Consider the following 9,080-nt stretch of genomic DNA (forward strand, 5'->3'; position numbering starts at 1 on the left):
CAGGTTAAAAGGCGATCTATGCCTGTTTTCTTTCTTTGAGGTGTCAATAGTAGTTAAATTCAGATCTTATTTCTATCAGGATTCCGGAAAGTCATGAGAGACAGTCAACAAAACGCACTACTGGTCGCACCATCATCTTTAATTGATATCGGAGTTAACCTCACAAACGAGCGTTTTAACGGGAAGATTGCTGAAGTTGTAGCACAGTCACTGGAAGCTAATGTAACCAAGCAGATCATTACCGGTACGTCTCTTGCTTCATCGGAGGCAGCTCTGGCTCTTTGCGAGCGCTACCCCGGGCAATTTCGCTGCACCGTGGGGATACACCCCCATGATGCCTCAGAATTCAATAGCTCCACACGCTCCAATCTCCGTGATTTACTGCAGAATAGCTACTGCGTTGCTGTCGGCGAAACAGGCCTGGACTTCAATCGTAATTTTTCAACGCCCCAGGATCAGGAAAAGGCCTTCGAGGCCCAACTGGAACTGGCCATTGAGTTTCAAAAACCACTTTTTATGCATGAACGGGATGCATTTGAGCGTCAGCATGAGATTCTGAAGAGTTACCGTGACCATATAACCGACGGTGTCATCCACTGCTTTACCGGCAGCAAGCAGGCGCTGTTTGGCTATCTCGATCTTGGTCTCTATATCGGTATTACGGGCTGGATATGCGATGAACGCCGTGGGACTGACCTGCAGGCACTTGTACACAATATTCCACCGGACCGCCTTATGATAGAGACGGATGCACCATATCTTCTGCCACGCAATATGCTCCGTAAACCTAAAGATCGCACAAACAGGCCGGCTTACTTACCATGGGTACTGAAAGAATTAAGCCTTCACACCGGGCTTTCTGAGCTGGATCTTGCCTGTAAAACCAGTGACAATGCACGGCGTTTTTTTCGTTTACCTGAACATTTTGCCCCAGCCAACGAGGTAGAAAATGAATCCGTTTCCGATTTTTATCGACTTTGAATGCTCCAGCCCCGATGAAGACGGCTTCCCTATTGCCGTGTGCTGGTCAACACCGGATGGTCAGGTAAAAAGTACTCTGATCACCCCTGAAGACGACTGGCTGGATAGCCATAGCCATCAGTTTGATGATGCCGCCATCGATATCGATGATCTGATGCTACACGGTGTCAGCGCACTGGAAGTGATTCGCGAGTTACAGGGGGATATTGACTCTGATATCGTTTACGTTGATGGATCAGGAGAGGATGAGCACTGGCTCGATATGCTCTTTGACAGCTACCAGATGAATGTGCAATTTGCATTTGAGCCCGCAGCAAGCCTCTATGAAATCGGCTTTGAGCATTGGCAGGATCTACGGAGTGAGTGGATGGCGGAGCGGGGAATGGACCCTTATCAGTCAGAGGCAAATGTTTTGTCCATGCTGCATGTACATCAGGCGTTAACTGAAGGCGGGGTCTAATCTCGTCATATCAGTCCGTGCAAGGTAAAAGACCAAGCAAAATAAAAGGCCGGGTGAGCACCCGGCTTTTTCTCTTCAGGCAAGCCATATGCCCTACTGCTTCTCATTACGGGAAGCAATAATGGAGCGGCTCAGTAAAATTACAGGAATAATACCGACCAGAACAATGACCAGCGCCGACAATGCAGACTCTTCCAGTAACTCATCAGAGGCAAACTGATATACATGAGTGGCCAGGGTATCAAAATTAAAGGGGCGCAATACCAAAGTCGCTGGCAGCTCCTTCATACAATCCACAAAAACCACCAGCGCCGCGGTGAGTACACCAGGCTTTATCATGGGAACATGCACTTTCAATAAAATTTGCAGCGTGTTGTAACCCAAAGAGCGGGCAGCCATATCCATGCTTGGCGTTACTTTTTCAAGGCTCGACTCAATACTACCTGCTGATACCGCAAGAAAACGCACAATATAAGCAAAAATCACAGCGAAAACAGTCCCGCTAAGCAGTAAACCGGTGGAAATCCCAAACCAGCTTTCAAAAAGATCATCCACGGCATTATCAAAAGCAGCCAGAGGGATAATCACCCCTACCGCCAAAACTGCACCTGGCATCGCATAGCCCAGACCGGATAATCTTACGGCCTTCTGTACACTCGATGCCTTAACCAGGCGCTTTCCATAGGCAAGGATAAGCCCCAGAAAGATGGTACCCAAAGCAGCAACGGCGGAAAGCATAAAGCTGTTCCAGCTCATCTCAAAAAAATCGGGCGTCCAGGAGACCTCAAAATAGACAATCGCATGCCTTGCCAAAGAGAGTACCGGTACGATAAAGCCAAAAACCAAAGGCATAATACAGATCAGCCAACAGGCAAAAGCTTTGCGGCCACTTAGCCTTGTGCGCTGAAAAGCTTTGAAACGATCTCCCCGGGAAAATTGTTTCTGGCGACGGCGGGAGTGCCGCTCCAGCCCGATAAGGACCAGAATAAATATCATCATTACGCTGGCGATCTGAGCCGCACCACCGATGTTGCCCATATTCATCCAGACATCATAGATACCTGCAGTCAGGGTACGCACCGCAAAATAATCCACGGTACCAAAGTCATTCAGAGCTTCCATAAGCACAAGAGCAACCCCCACGGCTAACGCCGGACGAGCTGTCGGCAAAGAAACACGCCAGAAGACTTGTCGTCGGCTGCAGCCTAAGGTTCTCGCAGCATCACGCAAAGATGCGGATTGCTCAATAAATGTCGCCCGCACCATCATAAAGACATAGGGATAAAGAACCAGAGCCAGCATGATAACGGCCCCACCAAGACTCCGGATCTCTGGGAACCAGTAATCACGGGCCGTTTGCCAACCAAACAGCTGCCTGAGCCCCATTTGTAACCAGCCAGAATATTCCAGCATATCGGTGTAAACATAAGCTATAACGTATGCAGGTACAGCAAAGGGTAACAGAAGCGCCCATTCAAAGACTTTTCGACCCGGGAAATCATACATGGTCGTTACCCAGGCGGTCGAAATACCCAGCCAGGCAGCAAAAAAACCAACACCCAGCATCAGGCCAATTGTGGTGATAATATAGTTAGGCAGAACCGTCGAGAGCAGGTGAGGCCAGATATTCTCTTCCGGAAAAAATGCCAGCCAAAGCACCGCTAAAACCGGCAACAGCACAATCGCAGCAATCAACCAAACCGAGAATTGCCAATAGCCATTACCAGAACGGGTTTTAAACAGTGAGCCCGGTCTGCCACCTATTGCCACTGCTGTTCTATCCTCTGCTTGCGAAACCATCCGCGCCTACCTGTCCAAAACGTGAAAAAGCGTTTTTCAGAACGCACAAAAGGGCAGCCTTGGCTGCCCTCGGATTTACTAATTATAACAGTATGTTACGCCATACTGTTATCACAAGTTAGCGGGGAGTTCACCATAAGGTCCCTCCCCGGTAACCTGTATATAAGGCGATGAGCCCGGATCAGTTGTTATAACCTACTTCGTTAACCATCATGGCAGCTCGCTTGCGGAAGCTATCAACTTTAGACAGTGGCAGATCATCAGCTTTGAATTCTCCCCAATGATCCACCAGTTTACTGGCCTCAACACCGGCTTTTACAGGGTATTCAAAATTCTGTTCAGCATAGATTTTCTGCGCTTCATCTTCTGTCAGGAAACGCATCAGTTTTAAAGCAACATCACGGTTAGGCGAGCTTTTTGTCATCGCCATACCACTGATATTAACATGGGTACCCCGGCCTTCCTGGTTTGGATAAACAATGTTTACAGACTCTGCCCAAGCGCGCTGCTCGTCATTCGTCAGCATTTTACCGTAGTAATAGCTGTTACCAACGGCAAGGTCACAAACACCTTCTTTAACGGCTTTAACCTGAGCACGATCGTTACCTTGCGGCTTACGGGCCAAATTCGCTTTCACCCCTTCCAACCACTGCTTAGCTTCCGCTTCGCCATGGTGTGCAATCATAGATGCGATCAGCGCGATGTTATAAGTATGATCGCCTTTGCGGGTACAGATCCGACCGGCAAACTTAGGGTCTGCCAAGTCTTCATAGTCCTTGAACTCTCCAGGCTGAATACGATCTTTGGAGGCATACACGACCCGGGCACGGGTTGTCAGACCAAACCACTGTCCGTCTGCATCACGGAATTTAGCCGGTACATTTTTGTTAATAACGGAATCATTAACTTCCTGAGTCACACCAGCATCTACAGCACGGCTCAGATTACTTACATTAGAGGTCAGCAGTAAGTCTGCAGGGCTATTATCACCTTCACTCTTCAGGCGCTGAATTAAACCACTCTTGGCAAAAACAACATTTACTTTGATGCCGGTTTCTTCAGTAAAAGCATCCAGAATAGGCTTCATCAGGAATGCCTGACGATCAGAGTAAATATTAATTTCATCAGCTGCCTGAGCATTAAACGCTGAAACTGCACCGCCTGTCAGAATCAGAGCAGCAACTGCTTTTTTGAATGCGCTTTGAGTGAAACCTTGTTTAGCCATTAATGTGTCTCCCGCCGGAAAAAAATTTCTGATCGATTCAATCATTCGAAATGAGAATAATTGGTATTTAACAGGATAAGCCTACAAGGTGCAATACTTATTGCAAATCGTTTTCATTTATCTGTCGCTTTTAAATGCTGCAGAATCAAAGGCCTAATAGCCAGGGCGGCTAAAATTGTTATGCAAACGCACAGCTCTCCGGGGAAATCTTTACAGAATTTTTGCCCGTACCAAAGTCCGTTCTATAAAAATCAGCCAGTGCTTCAAAGAAGGACTGCGCCCGAGAGGGAAGGCCTTCCAGCAGATAGATCTCAGCCTGATGCTTAACATTTTTCTCAAAAGTACAGGTATTCCCAGGGGAACCATTCAGGTTGTCGACACTAACCCGAAAACGAAAGCCTGCAGCCAGACAGAAACACTTTTCAATCGCCTGAGGAACAATTTCAACACGCTCAAACAGACGCTGCTGTTCTTCAGTTCGGCCATCAGGCTCATACCAGTAACCATAGTCCACCAGCATGCGGCGCTCTTTTCCCGCAACACACCAGTGGGCGACCTCATGTAGAGCGCTTGCATAAAAGCCATGTGCAAAAACAATTTGGTGCTCATTACCGGTCTCAGATGCAGGCAAGTAGACAGGCTCATCCTCACCTTTCACCAAACGGGTCTGCTCTGACTCCAGAAAAAGCCGATTAAAAATCTCAATCAAATCTCTGTAGCAATGTCGCTCACTCACATTAACCTCTTCACACGATTTACTATTTCATCAAACCAGAATGCACACTTTGACACCATATCCGAAGGGCTAAAATGGTCTGAAAACAGAGGCTGGTATTATACGCATTCCCTCATAGTTCAGGGAAAAGACTCTTTCTTTTTTGACCGGTGACAAAAATTGATTAGCGACTTTCCAGCCAAGACAAAACAGCACCCAGAGAGTAAAATTGACTTTTCAGTTGGTTCCACCGTCAGGCACTGTTTATTGATGCCATTTTTCCAAATTTTTTCATATCTGGCAGTATCTTAACCGCCAAGGATGCTCATTTTTATCATGCAAATCTTCGCTAAAAAAACATTTGATGCCCCACATGTACTCAAAGAGATAAAGCACCTAATGGTCATTGCGCTGCCCATCATGGGGGCTCAACTGGCTCAATCCGGCATGGGTGTCGTAGATACTCTTATGGTAGGCAGGCTCGGGGCTGATCATCTGGCGGCTGTCGCGCTTGGCACCAGTATCTGGATGCCTTTATTTCTATTTCTGAGTGGTGTTCTGCTGGGTATAACGCCTTTCATTGCCCAATGGCTTGGGGCCGACACCCCCTCGAAGGTCGGACCCTTTGCATTTCAAGGGTTCTGGCTGGGCCTGGCAATCAGTCTGATTAGCATTGTCGCCATGTTATTTCATACCAGCATTCTACAGCTGATGTCGGTACCGGAACACCTGCTGCCACTAACAAGTGATTACATGCTTGGTATCATGATTGGCTTCCCGGCTCTTGGTTTCTATCAGACTATGCGTAGCTACACTGAAGGCTTGGGCTTTACCCGGCCCGTTCTGATTATCAGCGTTGGTATGCTCTTATTTAATCTGATGGCAAACTGGATACTGATATATGGCATGGGGCCAATTCCTGCACTAGGTGTCATGGGGTGTGGTTTTGCTACCGCAATCGCCATGTGGAGCAGCGTATTAATGCTATGGCTCTATATTCGCTTAAATCACCGATACAATGAAACAAGGCTACTGGATTATCCCTCTATGCCTCGTTGGGGCGAGATTAAAAAGATGTCTGTCGTTGGTATACCTATCGGTGTTGCAATTTTTTTTGAGGTAGGGCTTTTTACCACCATTGCACTTTTTATTGCCCGCCTTGGCTCAACTCAAATTGCTGCTCATCAGATCGCTCTCAATGTAACATCTGTTACTTTTATGGTTCCATTAAGCCTTGCTATGGCACTAACTGTTCGGGTCGGTAACAGTGTTGGAGCTGGCGGTTATCAATATGGTAAATATGTCAGCATCATTGGTGCGGGGTGTACCGTAGTCGCAAGCTTCTTCACGGCTGGCATTATGTATTTTCTGCCGGAGGTGATTGCAGAACTCTATACAGATCAGGCTGAAGTGGTCGCGCTTGCCGTCACCTTGCTACACCTGGCCGCCGTCTTCCAAATATCAGATGCCCTCCAGGTTGCACTTAGTGGAGCCCTGCGAGGCTATAAAGACACTCAAATTATTATGCCAATTACTCTTTTCTCATACTGGATCGTAGGCATGGGTTTAGGTTATGTACTGTCCTTAACAGACCTGATTGTCCCCGCCATGGGTGTGGCTGGTTTTTGGTACGGGCTGATTGCAGGACTTAGTATGGCTGCAGTTCTGCTGGGCTGGCGTTTCTTTGCGATTAACAGGCTAGCTTAGACAAAGGCATGGAAAGGGGCTGCTGCTAACCGCAGAGCCCCAACAGGATCATCAGGCAGGTTTCTGAATATAGTAGAAAAAAATGTCACTTTCTTCTTTTTGTTCAAGAAGAGTAAAGCCCAAAAACTGACAGAATTTAGGTATATCCCGAGTAGTTGAAGGATCTGTAGCAATGACCCTCAACACATCACCTTGCATCATATTTTTCACTACCCCATGAAGCATCATAACAGGCTCTGGACACATCAGGCCGGAAGTATCTAATTCATGGGCGTAGGTCATCTCAGACATGATCAATTCCTGAAAAATACAAACGACCAAGTTTACCAGAGCCGTTCTAAGGTTCAATAAAGCTATGAAAATAGCCTAACTAAATACCTGCGGTTGTAGCCAATCTGAGAGATAGATGAGTTCCAGAAAATAAGTTCTGATACAGCTTTTCGCCCCATACATGCAGAAAGTGATATTATTCAAACGCTGACTGTAGCGACGCTTCAAACCTGTGCAGGCTCTGTTTCTCCGCAAGTTCTAAGGCAAGTCGAATTATGTGCCTGTTATAACCACTATCTCCCTTTCTCTAATCCGATACACTGACCATGTGGACCTTATGGATATAATACTGCCTCTAGCCGAAAACTTAACACTGGGCCATTTGCTCTTTCTGATGCTGGTCGCTTTTGTTGCCGGGTTCATTGATGCCATTGCCGGAGGTGGTGGGCTGATCACCATTCCGGCACTACTGACCGCAGGTATCCCACCCCACTTAAGCTTAGGTACCAACAAGCTCTCTTCAAGCTTTGGCTCCTTAACATCGGCAGTTACCTTTTTTCGTAGAGGTCTATTTACTCCTGCACTCTGGAAGGCTGCGTCCATAGGTACTCTGATAGGAGCTACGACAGGTACCGTTATAGCCAATTATCTGGACGCAGATTTTATTGCCAAAGCTCTCCCAGCGATCATTATCGCAACAGCAATTTATACACTGGTATCTAAGCCTGCAACACCAGATGAAAATGCCGATAGAAAAAGCGGCTTATTCCAGTGGGTGCACGGCTTAATTCTTGGGGGCTATGATGGTGTTGCAGGGCCAGGTACAGGGGCATTCTGGACTGCCAGTGCATTACATTTTTACCGAATGGAGATGCTGAAAACACTTGCACTAGCCCGTACTATGAATTTCATAAGTAACATTACATCTTTAGTGACCTTTGCCCTACTGGGCCATGTAGCCTGGGGATTAGGGATAGCAATGGGCTCAACTCTTATGCTGGGCGCCTGGTGTGGATCTCACTCCGCCATTCGTATGGGAAATTTATGGGTCAGGCGCATTTTCATCTTACTGGTCATCCTAATAAGCTTACGTCTTGCATGGCAGCACTGGATTCTATAACTCAGATACTCTGTCGTTTAATTGAGTATAGAGCAGGAGCCCTTGCCAGCCGATATGCTGTATTGGCAGCAATTAGTACTCTTTAGCTAGTGGCTATTCATTGAGCAGGAATTAGCAGGGTAAAGTGTATCTCAGCAGTTCAGTGCAGCAGGAAGGTCTACACATACAAACTCTTAATTTAAGAGTGCAACTTTGATTCAGTAGAAACGCAAAAAGCCCATCTCATTAGAGATGGGCTTTTGAAATTAAGGCTTGATAATGTCCTACTCTCACATGGGGAGACCCCACACTACCATCGGCGCTGAGCAGTTTCACTTCTGAGTTCGGAAAGGAGTCAGGTGGTTCCTACACGCTATTATCATCAAGCAAATCGTCATTAAAGCTTATCTTATTTGTCAGCTTCAACAGAATCCGGTGTAAACTGCCAACAATATGCCAGCAATTTAAAAAAACCCCGCTTCATGGAAGCGGGGTTCTTTTGGGCCGTCTGTGTACTATTTACACAGTCAGCCAGTATAAGGCGCTTGACGATGTCCTACTCTCACATGGGGAGACCCCACACTACCATCGGCGCTGAGCAGTTTCACTTCTGAGTTCGGAAAGGAGTCAGGTGGTTCCTACACGCTATTGTCGTCAAGCAAAAAGGTTGTAGATCGATGCCAATCGATTGTAATACTTTGTGCCGTGTTAGGGCTAAATTCTGTATTGCGGTTTATCGTTTGATCTTTGTATCTTGTGTCGTATCCGATCGTTTGTCTTTCCGTGTTGTTGCACGGTTTACAGCAAGGTCAGACCATTTTGG

General features: G+C 46.9%; 8 protein-coding genes and 2 rRNA genes. 4 read left to right on the forward strand and 6 right to left on the reverse strand.

The genetic code is table 11. The features are described 5' to 3' along the window. The first annotated feature begins 93 nt into the window (after positions 1–93). A complete protein-coding gene (locus tag BTA35_RS07970) occupies positions 94–981 on the forward strand; it encodes a TatD family hydrolase (protein WP_078319269.1) in 888 nt (295 codons plus the stop codon). Then, the gene (locus BTA35_RS07975; protein WP_078319270.1) at positions 950–1,441 is read left to right on the forward strand and encodes a hypothetical protein; all 492 of its coding nucleotides are present in this window, start codon (positions 950–952) and stop codon (positions 1,439–1,441) included. Before BTA35_RS07970 ends, BTA35_RS07975 begins: the two co-directional genes overlap by 32 nt. A gap of 93 nt (positions 1,442–1,534) precedes the next feature. Here BTA35_RS07975 and BTA35_RS07980 read toward each other — a convergent pair whose 3' ends face one another. The 3 genes from BTA35_RS07980 to BTA35_RS07990 all read right to left on the reverse strand — a co-directional run bounded on the left by BTA35_RS07980 (position 1,535) and on the right by BTA35_RS07990 (position 5,202). Beyond that, on the reverse strand, positions 1,535–3,241 hold the full coding sequence (locus BTA35_RS07980; RefSeq protein WP_078319271.1) for an ABC transporter permease: 1,707 nt from the start codon (positions 3,239–3,241) through the stop codon (positions 1,535–1,537). A 181-nt stretch (positions 3,242–3,422) separates the two neighbouring features. Continuing rightward, the gene (locus BTA35_RS07985; protein WP_078319272.1) at positions 3,423–4,466 is read right to left on the reverse strand and encodes a Fe(3+) ABC transporter substrate-binding protein; all 1,044 of its coding nucleotides are present in this window, start codon (positions 4,464–4,466) and stop codon (positions 3,423–3,425) included. Positions 4,467–4,644: 178 nt separating this feature from the next. Continuing rightward, positions 4,645–5,202, reverse strand: coding sequence for an elongation factor P hydroxylase (locus BTA35_RS07990; protein ID WP_078319273.1), 558 nt, complete (start codon positions 5,200–5,202; stop codon positions 4,645–4,647). A 315-nt stretch (positions 5,203–5,517) separates the two neighbouring features. Here BTA35_RS07990 and BTA35_RS07995 point away from each other — a divergent pair, with 315 nt between their 5' ends. Continuing rightward, entirely contained in the window at positions 5,518–6,888 is a 1,371-nt protein-coding gene (locus BTA35_RS07995; protein ID WP_160055332.1) for an MATE family efflux transporter, read from the forward strand. A gap of 51 nt (positions 6,889–6,939) precedes the next feature. Here the strand turns inward: BTA35_RS07995 and tusA are convergent, their stop codons facing one another. After that, positions 6,940–7,170, reverse strand: a complete 231-nt coding sequence (gene tusA / locus BTA35_RS08000; RefSeq protein WP_430522268.1) for a sulfurtransferase TusA — start codon at positions 7,168–7,170, stop codon at positions 6,940–6,942. 325 nt (positions 7,171–7,495) lie between these two features. Here tusA and BTA35_RS08005 point away from each other — a divergent pair, with 325 nt between their 5' ends. Further along, on the forward strand, positions 7,496–8,278 hold the full coding sequence (locus BTA35_RS08005; protein ID WP_078319276.1) for a TSUP family transporter: 783 nt from the start codon (positions 7,496–7,498) through the stop codon (positions 8,276–8,278). 250 nt (positions 8,279–8,528) lie between these two features. On the opposite strand, the gene rrf (BTA35_RS08010) is transcribed toward BTA35_RS08005, so the two are convergent. After that, positions 8,529–8,644: ribosomal RNA gene (gene rrf / locus BTA35_RS08010) — 5S ribosomal RNA — on the reverse strand. A gap of 156 nt (positions 8,645–8,800) precedes the next feature. Continuing rightward, positions 8,801–8,916: ribosomal RNA gene (gene rrf / locus BTA35_RS08015) — 5S ribosomal RNA — on the reverse strand. Between the last annotated feature and the right edge of the window lie 164 nt (positions 8,917–9,080).

This window comes from Oceanospirillum linum (genome assembly GCF_001995095.2).
Taxonomy (GTDB): Bacteria; Pseudomonadota; Gammaproteobacteria; order Pseudomonadales; family Halomonadaceae; genus Oceanospirillum; species Oceanospirillum linum.

Coding starts and splice junctions, on each gene's coding strand:
- BTA35_RS07985 (WP_078319272.1), bottom strand. CDS start 4,466: ATGGCTAAACAAGGTTTCACTCAAAGCGCATTCAAAAAAGCAGTTGCT.
- BTA35_RS07975 (WP_078319270.1), top strand. CDS start 950: ATGAATCCGTTTCCGATTTTTATCGACTTTGAATGCTCCAGCCCCGAT.
- tusA (WP_430522268.1), bottom strand. CDS start 7,170: ATGACCTACGCCCATGAATTAGATACTTCCGGCCTGATGTGTCCAGAG.
- BTA35_RS07995 (WP_160055332.1), top strand. CDS start 5,518: ATGCAAATCTTCGCTAAAAAAACATTTGATGCCCCACATGTACTCAAA.
- BTA35_RS07970 (WP_078319269.1), top strand. CDS start 94: ATGAGAGACAGTCAACAAAACGCACTACTGGTCGCACCATCATCTTTA.
- BTA35_RS08005 (WP_078319276.1), top strand. CDS start 7,496: ATGGATATAATACTGCCTCTAGCCGAAAACTTAACACTGGGCCATTTG.
- BTA35_RS07980 (WP_078319271.1), bottom strand. CDS start 3,241: ATGGTTTCGCAAGCAGAGGATAGAACAGCAGTGGCAATAGGTGGCAGA.